18 protein-coding genes, 1 other RNA gene and 1 pseudogene are annotated in these 18,877 nt (G+C 48.8%); 8 read left to right on the top strand and 12 right to left on the bottom strand.

Annotated features, from left to right (window positions below):
- Positions 1-356 precede the first annotated feature (356 nt).
- The 12 genes and pseudogenes from bamE to HMPREF2572_RS02210 form a co-directional block, all read right to left on the bottom strand.
- A complete protein-coding gene (gene bamE / locus HMPREF2572_RS02270) occupies positions 357-830 on the bottom strand; it encodes an outer membrane protein assembly factor BamE (protein ID WP_070496021.1) in 474 nt (157 codons plus the stop codon).
- A gap of 64 nt (positions 831-894) precedes the next feature.
- Positions 895-2,154: a YadA family autotransporter adhesin gene (locus tag HMPREF2572_RS02265; RefSeq protein ID WP_070496019.1), complete on the bottom strand. Its 1,260-nt coding sequence runs from the start codon at positions 2,152-2,154 to the stop codon at positions 895-897.
- Positions 2,155-2,883: 729 nt separating this feature from the next.
- Complete coding sequence (apbC, locus tag HMPREF2572_RS02260) at positions 2,884-3,963, bottom strand: iron-sulfur cluster carrier protein ApbC (RefSeq protein WP_070496017.1); 1,080 nt, start codon at positions 3,961-3,963, stop codon at positions 2,884-2,886.
- 309 nt (positions 3,964-4,272) lie between these two features.
- The gene (gene murU, locus HMPREF2572_RS02255) at positions 4,273-4,971 is read right to left on the bottom strand and encodes an N-acetylmuramate alpha-1-phosphate uridylyltransferase MurU (protein ID WP_070496014.1); all 699 of its coding nucleotides are present in this window, start codon (positions 4,969-4,971) and stop codon (positions 4,273-4,275) included.
- Between the two features lie 179 nt (positions 4,972-5,150).
- Positions 5,151-5,651 (bottom strand): 4-hydroxyphenylacetate 3-monooxygenase, reductase component, encoded by a 501-nt coding sequence (gene hpaC, locus HMPREF2572_RS02250; RefSeq protein ID WP_070496011.1) that lies wholly within the window; start codon positions 5,649-5,651, stop codon positions 5,151-5,153.
- Between the two features lie 10 nt (positions 5,652-5,661).
- The gene (gene hpaR / locus HMPREF2572_RS02245) at positions 5,662-6,099 is read right to left on the bottom strand and encodes a homoprotocatechuate degradation operon regulator HpaR (protein ID WP_070496009.1); all 438 of its coding nucleotides are present in this window, start codon (positions 6,097-6,099) and stop codon (positions 5,662-5,664) included.
- 348 nt (positions 6,100-6,447) lie between these two features.
- Positions 6,448-6,954, bottom strand: coding sequence for a protein disulfide oxidoreductase (locus HMPREF2572_RS02240; RefSeq protein ID WP_070496006.1), 507 nt, complete (start codon positions 6,952-6,954; stop codon positions 6,448-6,450).
- A 190-nt stretch (positions 6,955-7,144) separates the two neighbouring features.
- Positions 7,145-7,393, bottom strand: a complete 249-nt coding sequence (locus HMPREF2572_RS02235; protein ID WP_070496004.1) for a GlsB/YeaQ/YmgE family stress response membrane protein — start codon at positions 7,391-7,393, stop codon at positions 7,145-7,147.
- A 213-nt stretch (positions 7,394-7,606) separates the two neighbouring features.
- Entirely contained in the window at positions 7,607-8,047 is a 441-nt protein-coding gene (locus tag HMPREF2572_RS02230) for a hypothetical protein (protein ID WP_070496002.1), read from the bottom strand.
- Positions 8,048-8,531: 484 nt separating this feature from the next.
- Positions 8,532-8,846 (bottom strand): ribosome hibernation-promoting factor, HPF/YfiA family, encoded by a 315-nt coding sequence (raiA, locus tag HMPREF2572_RS02220; protein ID WP_003743812.1) that lies wholly within the window; start codon positions 8,844-8,846, stop codon positions 8,532-8,534.
- Between the two features lie 66 nt (positions 8,847-8,912).
- Entirely contained in the window at positions 8,913-10,265 is a 1,353-nt protein-coding gene (rpoN, locus tag HMPREF2572_RS02215) for an RNA polymerase factor sigma-54 (protein ID WP_070495998.1), read from the bottom strand.
- 557 nt (positions 10,266-10,822) lie between these two features.
- Positions 10,823-12,011, bottom strand: a pseudogene (locus HMPREF2572_RS02210) (cytochrome-c peroxidase).
- 329 nt (positions 12,012-12,340) lie between these two features.
- On the opposite strand from HMPREF2572_RS02210, the gene HMPREF2572_RS02205 reads away from it, so the two are divergent.
- The 8 genes from HMPREF2572_RS02205 (at position 12,341) to uvrD (ending at position 18,795) form a co-directional block, all read left to right on the top strand.
- Complete coding sequence (locus HMPREF2572_RS02205; protein WP_070495996.1) at positions 12,341-13,330, top strand: NAD(P)H-dependent glycerol-3-phosphate dehydrogenase; 990 nt, start codon at positions 12,341-12,343, stop codon at positions 13,328-13,330.
- A gap of 141 nt (positions 13,331-13,471) precedes the next feature.
- Positions 13,472-13,795, top strand: a complete 324-nt coding sequence (locus tag HMPREF2572_RS02200; RefSeq protein ID WP_019271148.1) for a hypothetical protein — start codon at positions 13,472-13,474, stop codon at positions 13,793-13,795.
- Positions 13,796-13,804: 9 nt separating this feature from the next.
- The gene (locus HMPREF2572_RS02195; protein ID WP_003744050.1) at positions 13,805-14,107 is read left to right on the top strand and encodes a cell division protein ZapA; all 303 of its coding nucleotides are present in this window, start codon (positions 13,805-13,807) and stop codon (positions 14,105-14,107) included.
- Positions 14,108-14,114: 7 nt separating this feature from the next.
- Positions 14,115-14,294: non-coding RNA, 6S RNA (ssrS, locus tag HMPREF2572_RS02190), on the top strand.
- Between the two features lie 260 nt (positions 14,295-14,554).
- A complete protein-coding gene (gene rplM / locus HMPREF2572_RS02185) occupies positions 14,555-14,986 on the top strand; it encodes a 50S ribosomal protein L13 (RefSeq protein WP_003744049.1) in 432 nt (143 codons plus the stop codon).
- A 9-nt stretch (positions 14,987-14,995) separates the two neighbouring features.
- On the top strand, positions 14,996-15,388 hold the full coding sequence (gene rpsI, locus HMPREF2572_RS02180; RefSeq protein WP_003744048.1) for a 30S ribosomal protein S9: 393 nt from the start codon (positions 14,996-14,998) through the stop codon (positions 15,386-15,388).
- 236 nt (positions 15,389-15,624) lie between these two features.
- A complete protein-coding gene (gene rarD / locus HMPREF2572_RS02175) occupies positions 15,625-16,515 on the top strand; it encodes an EamA family transporter RarD (protein WP_070495994.1) in 891 nt (296 codons plus the stop codon).
- A gap of 72 nt (positions 16,516-16,587) precedes the next feature.
- Positions 16,588-18,795 (top strand): DNA helicase II, encoded by a 2,208-nt coding sequence (gene uvrD, locus HMPREF2572_RS02170; RefSeq protein ID WP_070495992.1) that lies wholly within the window; start codon positions 16,588-16,590, stop codon positions 18,793-18,795.
- The last annotated feature ends 82 nt before the right edge of the window (positions 18,796-18,877 follow it).

The raw sequence follows: 18,877 nt of genomic DNA, 5'->3' as shown, positions 1-18,877 counted from the left end.
ATAATATGATATTCCGCTATTATGTGCAATCCCCTTATTTATGCGGAATATTATAGGAGGGAAATATTGGAAACTTCTAAAGAGCCGTTATTATAAGGCAAACAATGCAGTTGCAACACTTCTCGGCGAAACTTTGTATGAGGCTAATCCTTGAATGATTGCTTTGGGTGCTGTTTTTAGCGAGATAATTTGGTGGTATTTAAGAGACAGTATGATCGGAATATGCACATATAGGTCGTCTGAAACTAAAAATGCTAAAAGCCGGGTCATGTTTGAATACATGATTCGGCTTTAATTAGATTTGAGCGACTATTTCAATAAATTAAAGTAGGAACTCAGTTCATTAGTTGATGAACTTATTGGCGAATGCGAGTCTGTACAGGAGCAGGTGCAACTTCGCGGATAATGACTTCGCGAACAACTTGAGGTTCTGCTTTTTTCGGACCGCAGCCTTCAGGCATCCAATAGAATGATTGTGCATCCTTGTTTTTATCAAACAGAATTTTGAATTGGCAGGTTTTGTGTTCACCATTTTCACGGTAGTTGAACAAGTAGTCCCACTCACGTACACCATATAGACCTTCTTGGAAATGAGGACGTCCAATCAATTCATAGATTTGGTCTTTGTTCATGCCAGCTTCAATTTGGCGGACATTATCCCAGTTAGGCCAAGAACCATGTTGGGTACCATCGTGACGGAAGGTGGTTTTTGCTGCATCAGGCCATACCGGATTGTCAGTAGTACCTTCTTTGCTAACTTTGCTCAGATTACCACATGCTGCCAAGGCGAGTGCTGCAATTGCAGGCAATACAAATTTCGATAATTTCATGTTTTTTCCTTTTATATCAAATCTTTGATAGATAGAGATGCTTTTAAGTCATCCCCTCTAGGTCTTACCATTGGTAGCCGACGCTTCCGCCCCAGTTAACATCTTTGCGGGTGTTTACGCTTACGCCAGTTTTAATAGACCATTTGTTGTTATCGGAATTGTGTGCATAGCCAACAGCGATTGCTTGTTGACCACGATAGCCGCCTACAGCTGCAGAAACGATGCTTTTACCTGCTTCGTTCGGACGTTGCAGGAAGCCAATTGCCGTAGCACCAGCGATACCTGCACGCAGGTCTTTGTTCATGTCGTTGATACGGTCTTGGAGATTATTGATAACGACGCTGTTACCGTTTGTTTGTGCGGCTACTTGGTACAGTTGGCTGCCGTTGATGGCGTCTGTGCTAGTAGGAGTGATGCGACCTGCTGCAACGTTAGTAACTGTACGTTCGTTGCCTGCTGAACCTACACTCACTGTGGATGTAGGAGTGGTGCCGGCAAAGCCGCTGTAAGTTACACCGTTTACAGTAGCGGTATTTGTACCTACTGCAGTAGAAGTAGTAGAACCTGCGCCTAAAGCAACAGAGTATTCATCACTTGCAATCGCTCCGCGCCCGATAGCTACAGAAGAACCGCCTTTAGCTTGAGCCTGCAGACCAGAAGCTACGCTGGCGTTTCCGGTAGCTTGGGAGGCGGCACCTGTAGCAATCGAATAGTTACCTTCGGCAACAGAAGCAGAGCCTACAGCAGCTGAAGAAATACCCTTGGCTTGAGCTTTTTGACCTACTGCAACAGTGTAAGCGCCAGTTGCTTGAGTGCCTTGTCCGACCGCAGTAGAAGCGGGAGCTGTAGCGTTTGAGCCAGAACCAAATGCAGTAGAAGACAAGCCATCAGCTACAGAAGCAGAGCCTACTGCGGTGCTGCTGTTGCCTTTGGCAGCAGCTTGGCGACCGATTGCAGTAGCTGCATTAGCAGTTGCATTGGCACCTTGACCGAAAGCAGCAGCAGCAGTGCCTTCAGCCTTGGAGAGTGTGCCAACTGCAGTGGCAGATTCATCTTTAGCAGTAGTTTCAGAACCAATTGCAACGGTGCTGAGGCTTTGTGCGCTGGCGTTAACGCCGACAGCTACACCGTAACGGCCGGTTGCGCCCTTGCTGTCGTAGTTGCCACGAACAGGTTCGTTGTTATCGTTAATGCTTACATAAGAAGCATTTGTCAGCGCTGCTGCAAACGCAGGCGAAGCAGAGACAAGACCTGCGGCTGCCAATGACAAAGCCACTGTTTTGTTGAGCGCGGTAAAACGATTCATGTGTGTTTTGTGTTTCATAATTATCTCCCTGATAAAAACACATAAATAATAATATGGATGAATCTATATATTTTGCATATTTTGATTGACAAATATATGCCGTTTATCTAATATGTATACCACTGGTCGTTGGGCAGTAGTGAAATACATAAAATTTTATTTCTAAAAAATAAAATTGATTCAGAAAATAAATGGTTCGAAGCACGATTTACTACTCCGTACATGATGACCATTATATGAAGTTCCTTATTTTGTATTTATTATTTTTTTTTATCAAATATTAACTTCATTATAAAAAAACAATCGGTTCCCTCATTATCTATATGTAATATATAACAAAAAAAATAATAACATGTATTATGTATTTATGTTTTTTGGGTTGTTTTGATTTTAAATTGCGCTTTTTTATTTTTAAGTAATTTAAAATGTCTTAATTTTTTAGATGAGACATTGGTAAAATCAAGTGTGGCATTTAATATATTTAATATGGTAGAAAATTTTATATGAAGATAAATTTTTTCTACTGGAAACGATATTTTTCTTTTTTATATCTCTGTTAATTATTCCATAGATTTGTGTTGTATTTTCGATACTTGTGCCATGATGTAGATAAGAGGTGTTTTTGTTTGGATGGTATATATTGGAATAAGCTGAGATTTGTAAAGACAATTCCGAGTTTTCAGACGACCTTTTAGTCACAAATAAAGCCCGATTATTGCGATCGGGCTTTATTTGTTTATCGTTGCATCATTCAATTACGATTTTGGGGAAACGGCTGCTGAAATCTTTGCCTTTGTCTGCAATGGTCAGTGCGATTTGGAAGGCTGCGTCGGTGTAGATTTTGGCAATGGCGGGATGGTCGTCAAACAACTGTTTCGCCGCGCCGTCATCCATTGCTTCGCGTACGGGCAGGCTTAACGGGAGCTGTCCGAGCAGCGGGACATTCAGACGACCTGCCAAGTTTTTGCCGCCTTCAGAACCGAAAATAGCTTCGGCGTGACCGCAGTTGGAGCAGATATGTACCGACATGTTTTCCAGTACACCAAAAATCGGAATATTGACTTTGTGGAACATATCGACTGCCTTGCGTGCGTCAATCAGGGCGATGTCTTGTGGCGTGGTAACGACGACCGAGCCGGTTACGGGGATTTTTTGCGATAGGGTGAGTTGGATGTCGCCAGTACCTGGTGGTAGGTCGATGAAAAGGTAGTCCACTTCATCCCACTCGCTTTGGAACATCAACTGCTGCAAGGCTTGGCTGACCATCGGGCCGCGCCAAACGACGGCTTGGTCGGTATCGACCAGAAAGCCGATGGACATCACTTGGATGCCGCTGTCGGCTTCGACGGGAATCAGTTTTTTGTTTTGTTGGTCAGGTTTGCGGTCTTGCACGCCCAACATGGTTGGCTGGCTCGGACCGTAGAGGTCGGCATCCAACACGCCTACGCGCGCGCCCATGCGTGCCATGGCGGTGGCGAGATTGGCTGTGGTGGTGGATTTGCCGACACCGCCTTTGCCGGATGCAACGGCGATAATGTTTTTGACGCCTTTGATGGTGGCAACGCCGGGCTGTACTTTGTGCGTTGTGATTTCAGTATCGATGCTGAGGTGGATGTGTGCATCGCCTGTGATGCCGATGACGGCTTCTTGCAGGCTGTTGGCGATGTCGGCGGCGATATGGCCGACAGGGAATCCGAATTTGAGTCCGATATGGAGACCGTCTGCGCGTTCTTCTAGTAGTTTGATGGCTTTTTCACTGCCGAGCGTGCGTGTGGTGTTGAGAATTTGTACTGCTTCCAGTGCAGTTTGAATGGCTGCAATATTCATGGCGTATCTCTGGTTAATGGGGGGATAATTGAATCAAGGATGATTCATATTTGGTGTGTGGATGCAAGAAATACAATAGGTGTGGAATAAAAATACGATCCATATTTCAGGATGAATGCGCGGATGCTGTAATAAATTTTCTTGCAAAAGAAACTGTATCCAAAGTCATCATAATCGATATCAAAATATTATTTGAAATATAGAGTTTTTATGTAATAAATTATCGATAGGAATATAGTACTTTATGTAATTATATTTCCAGACTTTATATTATGTCTCAATGGATGCAAGCGAGCAGAATGGTGAATGTTAATCCCAGTTTGCAGCAAGTTCATTTGCTGTTTTCAGTCGTTCCGTTGTGCCGACATCCAGCCATAATCCATTGTGTTGTTCGCCGGTAACGCGGTGTTGGTTCATGGCTTCCCGCAATAGAGGTGCGAGTTTGGCGATTTGATTGGCGGGTGTGTTTTGGAAGAGGTCGGGATGGTATATGCCTACGCCGCTGAAGGTTAGCACGATTCCCTCGGTTTTATTAGAGTGCACCTGTCCATCAGGGGAGATGGAAAAATCACCCTTCGGGTTGTGTGGTGGGTTGGGGACTAACCAAATATGGGCCAGTAGGTTGGAGGTTTGTAGGGATGCAGCAGCTTGTCGGGCGGAGTTGAAATCGATATCGGTCAGAACATCTCCGTTAATAACAAGGAAAGGGGCATCGCCCAGTAAGGGTAAGGCGGTAGCGATTCCACCGGCAGTCTCCAATCCGCCTGCTGATTCGGGGGAGTAGGCTATGTTGACTCCGTATTGCGCGCCGGTACCAAGTGTGGCTTCGATTTGTTCGCCTAGCCATGCGTGATTGATGACAATTTCGGTAAAACCTGCGTTTTTCAGACGACGTATATGCCAGCCGATGAGTGGTTCGCTGCCGACTTTGAGAAGTGGTTTGGGTGTGTGGTCGGTCAGGGGGCGCATCCTTTCTCCGCGTCCTGCTGCCAGTATCATTGCTTTCATGGCTGTCCTTGTTTGGGATGGGATTATAGTCATTTGATGTGAAAGTATACAGTGTTGTGCCGTCAGGGTTCAAAGAGAATGATGCTTTGGTTATTGGTGTATTAATTGGTCGTTGATGAGGGAATACGAAATCAAGAGGTCGCCTGAAAACAAAGATGGGTTTTCAGACGACCTTGTGTTTAGGCTAATGATTTGAATTGTCGGCGGAAATACAGCAGTGCCGGGTTGTCGGTGTGGGTCGTGGTGATTTCATCGATGCGGACATAAAAGATGAAATGTGTGCCGATTTCGTGTTGCTCGATAATGTGACCGTGTAAATGAGCCAGTGCGCCTTCAACTTCGAGTTGACCGGTTTGCCCTCTATGCCAAATGTGGTATTCGAAGCGTTCTTCGGGGGAAAGGTTGGTAAGCCCTGCGAAGTGTTCGGCGACGTCTTGTTGATTTTCTGACAGGGTGTTGATACAGAGGTTTCGGTTTGCCTGCAATATGGGAATGATGCCTGCCTGCCGGTTGATGCATAACATGACGGTAGGCGGCTCGTCGGTAATTGGCGCTACGGCTGTCATGGTGATACCGTAACGTCCGGACTGTCCGTCTGTTGTGATGACGTGGACGCCTGCGGCGCAGGATGCCATAGCATCTCGAAATGGACTCTTGAGTGTGTGTGCGGAATCTGTCATTCAGTTTCTTTTATTTTAGTGCCTGCTCAATTTGCGCGAGTTGGAGCAGCAGCTCTTTCAGTTCGAGCATTTTTTCTTTGGATAAGATTTTTTCGATGGCGTCGTAGCGTTCGTCTACTTGCGCGCCTATGGTTTCGTACAGTTTTTCGCCTTCTTGAGTCAGTTTCAGGTAAACGCGGCGTTGGTCGTTGGAAGGTTTCAGTCGTACCGCCAAACCTGCTTTTTCGAGTCGGGTCAGGATGCCGGTCAGGCTGGGGCGCAGGATACAGGCTTGGTTGGCGAGGTCTTGAAAGTCTAATGTGCCGTTTTCTGCCAGAAGACGGATGATACGCCATTGTTGGTCGGTAATATTGGCTTGGTTCAGAATAGGGCGGAATTGGGTCATCAACGCTTCTCGGGCTTGAATCAGTCCAATATTGATAGATGCATGTTTAGATTGGTTAGGCATTATAAGTCTCCATTGTTATCAAAAATCAAACCGTTGAAGCGCGAGGCAGGTATGTAAAAGGCGTTTTTTGATTATAAGCCGTCATTGGGGCGGCAAGGATATATAGGAACAAAAGCATCATTGTTTGGGTATCTTGGGAATACGCTAAACAGTTTGTTTTGATAATAATGTTCCCAAGTTTTCTTATAATCCTATCTTAGTCTATTTTCTGTGCAATCTCAACAAAATCATCAAGTACGGATTTTTTGAGTAATTCGTTTCTTTAAAAAACGAATATATTTTGAAGCGATGGATATGCCGTATGGTATTTGGGTTCTTTATATTTTAAGGATTTTAATAGGGGCTTGGTCAGTAGAAGAGGGCCATCAGCCAGATTCGGCTGCGTAAGCCCCAGTAACTGCTCAATCCTGAGGTGTGATGTATCATTTTGCCGTTTTTAATCAAGATGATGGTCGGGGTAACGGCGATCTTCCAGTTGGTTGCTAATTGGTCGTCTGAATCGTTGGCTGTCGGGAATTGCAGTTGGTGTTCCTTCATGTAGGACTGAATCTCTGTATCGGAGCCGGAATGTACGGCGACACCGAGCGCAGGAATGCCGTTTTGATGTAGGCGGTCGATTGTCGGGGATGTGTATGAGCAGATATGGCACCATGTTCCCCAGAAATAGACGACAGCAATGCGCTCTTTGCTGAGTGTTTCAAGGGAAGTGCTGTTTCCATTGATAACATGGAGGGGTTCCGATGAGGCTTGCATCGGCTGATTGGGTTTGCGCCACCAGTCAACGGCTACGGAAATCAGAATAAAGAGAAGGAGGGCTTGGGTAAGGGATTTTAGATAAGGTAAGAGTCGTTTCATGTGGTGTCTGCATAAAGCAGGCTGAATATAAGGGAATCTGTATGTACTGCTACAAGGTTGGCTTGCGGTAATCATCTGCGGCTTGCCCGCCTTGCATCGGTATATTGGGTGTTCCTTTATAAACAGCCTGTTTGTATTTGAATCGTTGAAGAACGATATCAAAGTTCACAACGTGTTATGGTTATAGGTTTTAGCGTTTTTTAAACTTGCGTGTATAAATTGCCAAGATAATGACGGCAAATACGGTGGAAGCAATCCAGCCCGCCGGTTCTCCGACGTTATACCAACCTGCTTTTTGTCCGACAAAACCGGCCAGTGCGGAACCACCGATGCCTAACAGGGTAGTCATGATGAAGCCTAAGTTGTCTCTACCCGGATGCAGGAATTTTGCCAATACGCCAATTACAAAGCCAATGATGATGGTAGTAAGCCAACCCATATTGCTTATCTCCTTATGTGTGTTGTGAGGAAGGTGTGTGTGAAAATGCAGTATACAGTGTTGTTTTATCCCGCTGTGTCGTCTTTACATTTTATAGCACTGCTTCATATGGGGAGGGCGAGTAGCGGTATTGTTAGTCAGTATTGGATAATATTAAAAGGTTGTCTGAAATCTGTTTCAGACAACCTTTTGACTTGCTGGGGCAAATTCTGATTATTGGGCAGCTTCAGCGTTTTCAGGAACTTCTTCAGGAACTTCTGAGGCAGCTTCGCTTTCTTGTTCCAACATATTATCAGCAGATGAGTCTTGCTCAGGGAGGCTGTTGGCATCAAATTTTTCAGAAGGCATGTTGTTCATTGGTGCTTCATATGCAGGCTGTCCCAAATTGTGTTGCTGCATTACTGCGGCAGGAAAGCGTGTCATTATAAAAAATACTAGTGGGATCATGATAATGAGGCAAACCAGAGCAATCCACAAATAAGCTTGCATGAGGTGTTTGCGGTTTTTATTGCCGTCCCCAAATGCCCAGACAAATATCATGATAGGGTTTACTATAGGAATAGCGAGTATCAGGAGTGTGATGATCCAATCCTTGACGGTCATGACTGCAGTGTCATTGGGTACATTAGGGTGTGGAGTGTTATTTTGATCCATGAATAAACTACCTAGATGAAAGTGAATGAATAGGTCGGCAGCGGGCGGTTTTATAGTGGATTAACTTTAAACCAGTACGGCGCTGCCTCGCCTTTCCGTACTATCTGGATTTTGGGGAATTTTGCAAAGGTCTCTATCTGTACTATCTGCGGCTTCGTCGGCTTGTCCTGATTTAAATTTAATCCACTATATTTTATCCCAGCTGCAAGGACGGGAATGTTATCTTTCATTCCGTTTTCATGCAAGTGGACGGGTTGTGGGATAAGGTATCGAGGTGGGATGTATTGGATTTTGGGTAATATGTGAATAAATTTTAACAGGACGGCGTTGCTTTACCATGTTCTATTAAATTCAATGCACTATGGGTGAGAAACTCAGGAATGAGTTGATGAGATTGGGTGAGATGTGGGTTGGTACTACAAAAGGAAATTTAATGTAAAGGTCATCTGAAAATAGGTTTTCAGACGACCTTTAGAGTGGTGAACTATTCGGCGGCGGGTTTTACCGTGCTGCGGACATCGCCGCTTTTTTCTTTATGTTTCAGCACCGCGCGGTCGAGCTTGTCCATCAGAACATCAATGGCGGCGTACATATCTTGTTCAACGGCCTCGACGTGGAGATCTTTGCCCGCCAAATGGATGTCTGCTTCAGCCTGTTGATTGAGTTTTTCCACGGAAAGGGTAATGGTAACGGAAATGGCGTTGGCTGCGTGGCGGTTGATGCGTTCCAATTTTTCGGAAACGTAGTTTTTGATGGCCTCGGTAACGTCGAAATTCAGACCGGTGATTTTCAGATTCATAATACAGCTCCTTCGGTGGGGTTCAGTCCGTCAGAAACGGAACGGGAAAACTGCGGTTTAAAACTGTCATTCGGTAAGTTTGCGTTTGTGTGCCGGCGGGATGTCGAGCGATTCCCTGTATTTGGTGACGGTGCGGCGGGCGATGTCTATGCCCTGTTGTTTGAGGAGGCGGACAAGGGTTTCGTCGGAATGGGGCTTGCTGCTGTCTTCGTTTTCGATAATCTGCCCCAAAACGGCTTTGATCGCGCCTTGGCTTAAGCCTTCTTTGTCGCCTTCGGAATTGACTGCCTGTGTGAAGAAATAGCGTAACGCAAATAGTCCGCGCGGGCAAGACAAATATTTCTGGTTGGCGGCGCGCGAAATGGTACTTTCGGCAAGCCCCAATTCGGCGGCTGCGTCTTTCATGAGCATGGGTGCGAGTCCGATTTCGCCGAAGATGAAGAAGTCTTCCTGATTTTTGACGATGTGTTCGGCAAGGCGGATGACGGTGCTTTTGCGCAGTTCGAGAGAGTCGATGCGCTGCTTGGCTTCGTTGATTTTTTCTTTCCACTCGGGTGCGCCGTCTTCTGCGGATTTCATGAGTTCGCAGTATTCGCGGTTGAGTTGCAGCTTGGGCCAGGCGGCTTCGTTGCCGATGACTTTCCAGCCGTCTTTGCCTTCTTTGACCCAAACGTCTGGCTGGATGTAGGCTGTCGGTTCGGAGGAGGCGAAACCGTAGGCGGGGTAGGGGTTGAGCGTGGCGATGATGTCGAGCGCGGCTTCTATGGTTTCGCTGTCGATTTCGGGAAAGAGTTTGCGGAAGCGGATGATGTTTTGTTTGCGGTTTTTGCCTAAGTCGTGCAGCGAGCTTTGGATAAGGTGGGCGGCAGCTTGACGCGCGGGGCTGGCGGGCAGGCGCATGAGTTGGAGCATCAGGGATTCGGTCAGGTCGGCAGCGGCAACGCCCGGCGGGTCGAAGGTCTGCAAAAGGTCGAGGGCGTTTTGCAGCTCATCTTCGTCCAGCATCCATTCCAAGGGTGTGTTGTCGATAACGTCTTGAATGCTGTCGGTGAAATAGCCCTGGTCGTCAAGGAAGTCGATAAGGATGTGGACGTAGGCGGCTTCTTTGTCGGAAAGGGGGTGTTCGCACACTTGGGCGTGCAGGTATTGGTTGAAATCTTCTTCTTTGGCGATGTTGAGCCACGCATCTTCGGCATCGTCGCCGCCGAGGTGGTTGCTGCGCGGCATGGTTGTACCGTGATTGAACTCTGCGTCGGCAAATTCGTCGGCTTCGGGACGTTCGAGCAGGGGATTGTCCTGCAACCAGTCTTCGACCTCGCGTTCAAGTTCGATACCGGACATTTGCAGGATGCGCAGGGATTGTTGCAGACGTTGGTTGAGTTGTTGGGTCTGCCTGAGTTTGAGGCCGAGTAAGGTCATGGTGCAATGTATGTTAATTAGTTTTATGGTGGATTGGGCTTGAAGCGGTGCGGCTTGGCATACATTACGCTGTCAACTGCTTCTTGTTCATCCACTATGTGATTTCAGACGACGTTTGGTTTGGTAAGGAGGCGAAGAAGGGTCGTCTGAACGGATTTTGTGGTGTGTTTATAGGCGTTTGGTCAACGCTTTTTATTTTTTATCCTAGATATGTATTTCAACATTTTGCCTTGCTGCCGTCAACCGACTAAGGGTATTTGAGAGATGGTATTCGGGGAGTGATTTTTTGAACTGAAAATCCGGATGCTGGAGAATTTTAAAAAATTTTAAATAAATCAGATCGTTGGGGTTGTTTTGAAATGAAGTTGTTTGAGTAGTATGTGTTTCATTACACAGAGTGCCGCGTCTTGTCCGGCGTGTCATTTGCGGTAAAAGGGATGCAGACTTTGAATGATGTCAGGTCATGAAACGGCATAAAGGTCGTCTGAAATCCTGTTCTCTAAAGCTTTGGGCTTTGTTGAACCTGAATTTTCAGACGACCTTCATTCATTTACTGCTTATTTATTGTTCGGATGGGATTCCATCGGAGCAGACAAAGGCAGTTCGGGTACGGTGCGGGCAGATTCGGAAACGCTGCCGGACAGTGTTTTCAGGAAGGCAACGATGTTTTCGGTTTCTTCCGGAGTCAGGTCTTTACCCAGCTGCGCTTTACCCATGATGGTAACGGCTTTGTCCAATTCCCAAACGCTGCCGTTGTGGAAATATGGATAAGTTTTGGCGACGTTACGCAAGCCTGGGACGCGGAAGAAGAATTCGTCTTCGGCTTTTTTAGTTACGTCGGCACGACCTTTGTCTTGTTTCGGATCTTCAATGAATTTCCAGTACGGACCTTGAACCAAACCGAATTTTTGGAAAGTTGTGCCGCCGAGGTTGACACCGCTGTGGCAGGCGATACAGCCGCTGTCCATAAAGGCGCGCACGCCTTTGCGCTCTTGTTCGTTCAGAGCGTTGACGTTGCCTTTGAGGTAGTCATCCCATTTGGTCGGCGTCAGCAGGGTGCGTTCGAATGCGCCCAGGGCGGTGGTGATGTTTTTGAAGGAAACTGCGCCGTCTTCAGGGAAGGCGGTTTTAAACAGTTCTTGATATTCGGGGATTTTGGCAATTTTGGCAGCGGCTGCTTCTTGCGAGTCGTTTGCCATTTCCACAGGGTTGACCAACGGTCCGCCGGCTTGTTCTTCAACGTCGGCCGCGCGGCCGTCCCAGAACTGCATGCCGAGCAAGGCGGCGTTTAAAGCGGTCGGGGAGTTGCGTCCGCCAAACTGTCCTTTATGGCCTTGGCTGGTCGGCAAGTTGTCCACGCCTGCGGTGGCGAGGTTGTGGCAGGAGTTGCAGCTTACGGTGCTGCCTTTAGAGAGGCGCGGTTCATACCATAATTGATGGCCGAGTTTGACCTGTTCTTCAGTAAACGGGCGCAGTTTCTGCATTTCTTCGGCGCTTGGTAGTGGTTTGAAGATGCCTTGCGCACGTTTTAGCAACTCTTGGTCTTCAGGAGAAGCATTGCTTGTCAACGGCGGCTTGGGACGACGCTGCTGAGGCAGCCGAAGCAGCGTCAGGGGGCGTCTGAACGGCAGAGGCTTCGGTCGGTGCGGAAGCAGGTTTTTGTTCCTTGCTTTCCTGTCCGCCACAGGCGGCTAATGCGGATAAAACGGCAAGCGACAGGAGTAGTCGGGTGTTGCGGTAGTTCATGGCGTGTTCCTTTTTTGTAGTGGATATTATTATGAATAAGTACCGTTTCCGTTAATTGCCGTGATGGATGGCGGACGAAAATAGGGAGTGGTATTTCGCTTTATTTGCGTCCGTTTAATATGTCCGGCTTTTTTATTCGTGAAGTATAGACGGTAAGTACGGTTCGACCTTTGCGGTAAATCAACATCAATTTTTCAATAGCGATAGGCAATATATGCGATAGCCGCCTGCGCCTTCATGCGTTTTTCATGTTGAATAGGTCTCTATCGCTTGCGCTGCCAAGCCGATTGGTTTAAATTAAACGACAATTTACCGTTGGAAGACATACAATGAAAATCACCGTCATCGGCGCAGGTTCTTGGGGTACAGCCCTTGCCCTGCACTTTGCCAGCCACGGCAACGAACTCGCCCTTTGGACACGCAATCCCGAACAAGTCCGTACATTGCAGGCAGAACGTGAAAACAAACACGGCCTGCCCGGTTTCCCTTTTCCTGAATCTTTAAACATTTACGCTGATTTGGGTGATGCACTCAAAGACAGCGAACTCGTCCTTGTCGTAACTTCTGTCGCGGGTTTGAGAAGCAGCGCAGAACTCCTCAAACAACACAATGCCGACCACGTTCCCGTCCTCGCTGCCTGCAAAGGCTTTGAACAAGATACAGGGCTGTTGACCTTCCAAGTATTGAAAGAAGTATTGCCTGAGAACAAAAAAATCGGTGTACTGTCAGGTCCGAGCTTTGCTCAAGAACTCGCCAAACAACTGCCTTGCGCTGTGGTTGTCGCCTCAGAAAATCAGGAGTGGATCGAGGAATTGGTGCCGCAACTCAACACCAACGTAATGCGTCTCTACGGTAGTACGGACGTGATCGGCGTGGCAGTCGGCGGGGCTGTCAAAAATGTGATGGCAATTGCTACCGGCCTTTCCGACGGTCTCGAATACGGACTCAATGCGCGTGCGGCACTGGTGACGCGCGGTCTCGCCGAGATTACCCGTCTTGCCATGGCTATGGGCGCGCAGCCTAAGACCATGATGGGGCTTGCCGGCATCGGCGACCTTATCCTGACCTGTACCGGCGCGCTTTCGCGCAACCGCCGTGTCGGTTTGGGTTTGGCAGAAGGAAAAGAACTGCATCAAGTGTTGGTGGAAATCGGCCATGTTTCCGAAGGTGTCAGCACCATCGAAGAAGTGTTTAACACTGCTGTGAAATACCAAATCGACATGCCCATCACCCAAACCCTGCTGCAACTCATCCGCAAGGAAATGACTCCGCAGCAAGTTGCAGAAAGACTCATGGAGCGCAGCGCGCGCTTTGAGTAAGACCGAACGGCAAAGGTCGTCTGAAAACATCAAACCAAAAGATTTCAGACGACCTCAAGATTTGGCAGCGATTGACATCCCTGCATCATCATCCTAATATCCTGACCGCCTGCCACCTCGCGGCAATACGGAAGCCTATACATGAATCAATCACTCGACACCTTGGAAGTCAGCGTTTACCAGCTGGCCCAAAAATTTGAAACCCTTGTTGGTGAAAACCGCCGCCTTAACGAAGAAATCGACCGCCTCAAGCTCGAGCATGAACAACAAAAGCGCGAACACGAAGCCGCCGTTGACGAATTGAGCGAAGCGCTGCTTGTACAAGTCGGCAAACTCAAAGAAGACCTTCAAGGCAAAATCGACAATCTTAATGCCGAAAAAGAACAATACCGCAGCGCGTTGGAACAGACTGCAGAAAAAATCCGCCAGCTCATTTCCCGTCTGCCGCAAGAAACACAATCATAAGGACACGCCATGAGTATCGAACAAGTCAGCCTCGACATCATGAATGTCAATTTCACCATCAACACGCCGAGCGAAGAAAAAGATACCCTGCTCCAAGCCGTTGATATGCTCAACAAAAAAAGTGCCGCCATCAAAGAGAGCGGACGCATTGTCGGCAGCGATAAAATCGCCATTATGACCGCGCTCAACGTCGTCCACGACCTCCTTAAAATCACACTCAAAGACGATTTGGCAATAGGCGAATTTGAGCGTAAAATAACTGACATGAACAACGCCTGCCAAAAAGCTTTGGCGCGGTTGGAGCAAAACTGATTTTTCTTTTTCCCTGCGGTGTCCGTGAAGGCATATATTCCTTTGAACCAATAAGTTCGCTTAAGGTTGCCGGGAGTTGCAGTGGGCGCGAGTGTCTATCCTTAGATGCACCCGAAGCTGCCCGAGGTGACCGCCTTGTCAACAAGGTTCAAGCGGATTCAGCCAAAACGGCTCTCGCGGGGATTCCCCATATCAAGCCATGCCCGATTGCGGCATGGCTTTCATTTATCATCGGCTTCGAAGTCGTCTGAAAACCAAGCATAAAATTAAAAAACACATCCCAATATTTTGAATCATCAGTAATGTTTTCCAGCTTAAAAACAACATCTCCCTATGCATAAAACCGCCATCATAGAAAAAACACTTTCAGACGACCCCAATCCGATTGACAAAAGCCAATCCCATCTTTAAAATTCACAACTTTCTATATCTATCTGGATTTCCACTATGAAAACCTTTTCAGCGAAACCCCACGAGGTGAAGCGCGAATGGTTCGTTATCGACGCCCAAGACAAAGTTCTGGGTCGCGTTGCGGCCGAAGTCGCACACCGTCTGCGTGGCAAGCACAAACCTGAATACACTCCCCACGTTGACACCGGCGACTACATCATCGTCATCAACGCGGACAAACTGCGTGTAACCGGTGCCAAATTCGAAGACAAAAAATACTTCCGTCACTCCGGTTTCCCCGGCGGTATCTACGAGCGTACTTTCCGCGAAATGCAAGAGCAATTCCCGGGTCGCGCTTTGGAACAAGCCGTAAAAGGCATGTTGCCTAAAGGTCCATTGGGTTACGCCATGATCAAAAAACTGAAAGTGTACGCTGGTGCAGAACACGCCCATGCCGCACAACAACCCAAAGTTTTGGAATTGAAATAAGGACACGACATGAACGGTAAATACTACTACGGCACAGGCCGCCGCAAAAGTTCAGTGGCTCGTGTATTCCTGACTAAAGGTACCGGCCAAATCATCGTAAACGGTCGTCCCGTTGACGAATTCTTCGCTCGCGAAACCAGCCGCATGGTTGTTCGCCAACCTTTGGTTTTGACTGAAAACGCTGAAGCGTTCGACATCAAAGTCAACGTTATCGGCGGCGGTGAAACCGGTCAATCCGGTGCTATCCGTCACGGCATTACCCGCGCCCTGATCGACTTCGACGCTGCGTTGAAACCTGCCTTGTCTCAAGCCGGTTTCGTGACTCGCGATGCCCGTGAAGTTGAACGTAAAAAACCAGGTCTGCGCAAAGCACGTCGCGCAAAACAATTCTCCAAACGTTAATTCGTTTTTGGAATCTCAAAAAGCCCTGCAATGCAGGGCTTTTTTTATTTGTTGCATCTCTTGAATTGCCTATGCATTTTTGAGACTGGTTGAAAGAGGGCGAACGGCTGAGAGATAGTAAGTTGAGACGGCAGGATTCGCGTTAAGTTTTTCTATTTCTTTAAATGTCGAAAATATGAAATTTCTTTTCGCATTCCCCATTGATACAATAAAGTTTTTTGCGGGGTCGTCTGAAAATGACGGATTTCTCAAAGGGGCTTGTGGCGGCGGTAGCTTCCAATTTATTGTTTTCCATGCTGTTTCTGTACGGAACTTGGATGCATCCGATGACCGGGACGGAAGTTTTCGCTTGGCGCATGGTTGCAATGTTGGCGGCCATATGCGTATTGATGGGCATGAGCGATGGCTGGAAGGCGGCAGGGCAGTTTGTTCGTGAAACGGGCAGGAATTGGAAACGTTGGTTTTTGATTATGTTGCCCACGCCTGTTTTCGCAAGTCAGCTTTGGCTGTTTGTATGGTCGCCGGTCAATGGCGAAGGCGTGAATGTGGCAATGGGCTATTTCCTGTTCCCATTGGCGATGCTGGCGTGCGGCAGGATTTGGTTTAAGGAAACGCTTAACCGTCTGCAAACGGTAGCGGTCGTATCGGCATGTTTGGGCGTGGTATGGGAGTTGGTACGATCCGGCGCATTTTCATGGGCGACGGTATGGGTATTCGGGACGTACCCCATCTATTATTTGGTGCGCCGCAAACTGGGCGTGCCGGCATTGATAGGGCTGACGTTTGATTTGCTCGTGATTGCGCCTTGTGCCTTGTTTTATATTCTGACGCAAACCGATACCATTAATTTGATTGCGTCGACCCCAAAACTTATCGGCTTTATCGTTCTGCTGGGTATCAATAGCGCGGTCGCCATGCATTTGAATTTAAAAGCAAGCCAATTATTACCCATTGCCGTATTCGGTATGTTGAGCTATTTGGAACCGGTCTTGCTGTTTATCATTTCGATTGCGTGGCTGGGCGAACCTTTGGAGAGCGGGGCATTAATCAGCTATGGATTTATCTGGTTGGGGTTGAGTCTGATGATGGTAAACGGATGGCTGGCAATGAAGAGAAAGGTCGTCTGAAACATCTTTTCAGACGACCTTTGCCGTTTCCATTAAAATACCGTATTCCCATTTTTCAGACGGCCTCTTCCCATGTTTCCCGACCAATCCGCCCCCAATCTGCTGCAAGGCTTGAACCCCGAACAACTTTCCGCCGTAACCTGGCCGCCGCAATCCGCCCTTGTGCTGGCGGGCGCGGGTAGCGGCAAAACGCGAGTGCTGACCACGCGCATCGCATGGCTGCTGCAAACCGGTCAGGCAAGCGTACACAGCATTATGGCGGTAACGTTTACCAACAAAGCCGCCAAAGAAATGCAAACCCGACTCGGCGCGATGATTCCCATCAACGTCCGCGCCATGTGGCTCGGCACGTTCCACGGTCTCTGCCACCGCTTTTTACGCCTGCACCACCGCGACGCTGGTTTGCCCTCTTCCTTTCAAATCCTCGACAGCGGCGACCAGCTTTCCCTCATCAAACGCCTGCTCAAAAGCCTCAACATCGCCGAAGAAATCATCGCCCCTCGTTCGCTGCAAGGCTTTATCAACGCGCAAAAAGAAGCCGGTTTGCGCGCTTCCGTGTTGAGCGCGCCCGACCCGCATACAAGCCGCATGATTGAGTGCTACGCCGAATACGACAAAATCTGCCAACGCGAAGGCGTGGTCGATTTCGCCGAACTCATGCTCCGCAGCTACGAAATGCTGCAAAGCAACGAAATCCTGCGCCAGCACTACCAAAACCGCTTCAACCACATTCTGGTCGACGAATTCCAAGACACCAACAAACTGCAATACGCGTGGCTCAAACTCATGGCGGGCGGCAACGCGGCAGTCTTTGCCGTCGGCGACGACGACCAAAGCATCTACCGGTTCCGCGGCGCACACGTCGGCAACATGACCGCGCTGATGGAAGAATTCCACATCGACGCCCCCGTCAAACTCGAACAAAACTACCGCTCCGTCGGCAATATCCTTGCCGCCGCCAATGCCGTGATTGAAAACAACGACGAACGCCTCGGCAAAAACCTGCGCACCGACGCCGAAGCAGGCGACAAAATCCGTTACTACTCCGCCTTTACCGACCTCGAAGAAGCCCAATTCATCGTGGACGAAACCAAAGCCCTCGAACGCGAAGGCTGGGATTTGGACGAAATCGCCGTCCTCTACCGCAGCAACGCCCAATCCCGCGTTATCGAACAAAGCCTGTTCCGCAGCGGCATCCCCTACAAAATCTACGGCGGCCTGCGCTTTTACGAACGCCAAGAAATCAAACACGCGCTCGCCTACCTGCGCCTTGCCGTCAATCCCGACGACGACAACGCCCTCTTGCGAGTCATCAACTTCCCGCCGCGCGGCATCGGCGCGCGCACCATCGAAAACCTTCAGACGGCCTCAAACGAACAAGGCATCACCCTCTGGCAGGCAGCCTGCAATGCCGGCGCAAAAGCCGCCAAAATCGCCGCCTTCGTCCGCCTGATTGAAGCCCTGCGCAACCAAGTCGGACAACTGCCCCTGCCCGAAATCATCGTCGGCATCCTCAAAGACAGCGGCCTGACCGAACACTACCGAACCCAAAAAGGCGACAACCAAGACCGCCTCGACAACCTCGACGAACTCGTCAACGCCGCCATCGAGTTCAAACCCGAAGACAGCAACTTCGAAATCCTGCCCGACAACATTTCAGACGACCCCGCCTTCCCCATCCTCGCCTTCCTAAGCAACGCCGCCCTCGAATCCGGCGAAAACCAAGCAGGCGCGGGCGAAAAAGCCGTCCAACTCATGACCGTCCACGCCGCCAAAGGCTTGGAATTTAACGCCGTCTTCCTCACCGGCATGGAAGAAGGCCGCTTCCCCAGCGAAATGAGCCTTGCCGAACGCGGCGGCCTCGAAGAAGAACGCCGCCTCATGTACGTCGCCATCACCCGCGCCCGCAAACGCCTCTACATCACCATGGCGCAGCAAAGAATGCTGCACGGACAAACCCAATTCGGCATCGTCTCCCGCTTCGTCGAAGAAATCCCGCCCGAAGTGCTGCACTACCTGACCGTCAAAAAGGCCGCCTACGACAGCTACGGCAGCCCGCGTCCAACCGCCGCGCCCAAAGACAAAATCATCGACGACTACAAACAGCCCCAAACCTACGCAGGCTTCCGCATCGGACAAAACGTCCGCCACGCCAAATTCGGCACCGGCGTCGTCATCGATGCCGTGGACAAAGGCGAATCCGCCCGCCTGACCATCAATTTCGGCAAACAAGGCGTGAAAGAGCTGGACACCAAGTTTGCGAAACTGGAAGAGATGTAAAAGGGAGATGGCAGGGGTCGTCTGAAACCCGTAGCGTGAGCTTTGCCCAGGAATCAAACTCAAAATTTCAGACGACCTCTTT

The organism is Neisseria sp. HMSC064E01 (assembly GCF_001808875.1).
GTDB lineage: Bacteria > Pseudomonadota > Gammaproteobacteria > Burkholderiales > Neisseriaceae > Neisseria > Neisseria sicca_A.
The sequence above is the reverse complement of the archived record's forward strand: the minus strand, read 5'-3'. Positions and strand labels throughout refer to the sequence as shown.